At 72.1% G+C, this 1,170-nt stretch carries 1 protein-coding gene and 1 pseudogene; both read left to right on the top strand.

All coding sequences use genetic code 11. From position 1 onward, the window contains the following. Nucleotides 1-452: pseudogene (locus ACSAMQ_RS20565) on the top strand (16S rRNA (cytosine(967)-C(5))-methyltransferase RsmB); the annotation flags it as partial. A 92-nt stretch (nt 453-544) separates the two neighbouring features. Further along, a partial coding sequence (locus ACSAMQ_RS20560) for an ArnT family glycosyltransferase (protein ID WP_435397435.1) occupies nt 545-1,170 on the top strand: 626 nt, incomplete at its 3' end.

Here is a 1,170-nt window from a genome sequence, read left to right as displayed (position 1 = left end):
TGCGCAGCGGCCTGGCCCGGCTGGGCCTGGCCGAGTGCGCCGAACTGCGCGCGGCCGACGCCGCCGACCTGCCGGCGTGGTGGGACGGCGAACCCTTCGATGCGGTGCTGCTGGACGCGCCGTGTTCGGCGACCGGCATCGTCCGCCGCCAACCCGACGTGGTCCTGCATCGGCGCGAATCCGACCTCGCTGCCTTGAGGGTGATGCAGGCCGGCCTGCTCGATGCGCTGTGGCGCACGGTCGCGCCCGGCGGCGTGCTGGTGTACGCGACCTGCTCGATCCTGGCCGAAGAGAACGAGGGCCAGGTGCGCGAGTTCCTGGCCCGCACCGCCGATGGGCGCGCCGAGCCCTTGCCGGCGCAGTTCGGCCACGACCGCGAGGTCGGCCGCCAGCGCTTGCCGGGCGACGGCGGCGGCGACGGATTTTTCTACGCGCGCCTGCGCAAGGGTTGAGCCAAGGGTGAGCGCTGGCCCGGATTGAACCGCGGCCCCTCCACCGGATGCGGCCGGCCGCTTATCATTCGCGCACGTTCAAAGGCCCGCGCATGTTCGACAGCGCCCGTTCCCGCCCTGCCTGGTTGTTCTGGATCGTCGCCTGGCTGGTGCTCGGGGCCGGACTCGGCCTGCGCGATCCCTGGCCCGCCGACGAACCGCGTTTCGCCCTGGTCGCGACGCAGATGATCGAGAGCGGCCAATGGCTGTTCCCGCACCGCGGCGGCGAGCTGTACTCGGACAAGCCGCCGTTCTTCATGTGGATGCAGGCGCTGTCGTATCTGGCCACCGGCCAGTGGCGGGTCGCCTTCCTGCTGCCGTCGCTGCTGGCCGCGCTGGGCACCTTGTGGTGCGTGGTCGACCTCGGCCGGCGCCTGTGGACGCCGCGGGTCGGCTATTACGCCGGCTGGGCGCTGCTGCTCACCGTGCACTTCGTCTACCAGTCGAAGAAGGCGCAGATCGATCCGCTGGTGGTGTTCTGGATCACCCTGGCCAACTACGGCCTGTTGCGCCATCTGCTGACCGGCCCGGCCTGGCGTTGGTGGGTGCTGGGCTGGTTCGCCGCCGGCATGGGCACCATCACCAAGGGCGTCGGCGCGCTCGCCTTGTTGATGCTCGCGCCGCTGGCGCTCGCGGCGCTGCTGCGGCCGCTGCGTGCCGCGCTGGCGCCGGGCGGCGC

This window comes from Lysobacter sp. 1R34A (genome assembly GCF_051217035.1).
GTDB lineage: Bacteria > Pseudomonadota > Gammaproteobacteria > Xanthomonadales > Xanthomonadaceae > Lysobacter.
This window is presented reverse-complemented; position numbering and strand designations above follow the sequence as displayed.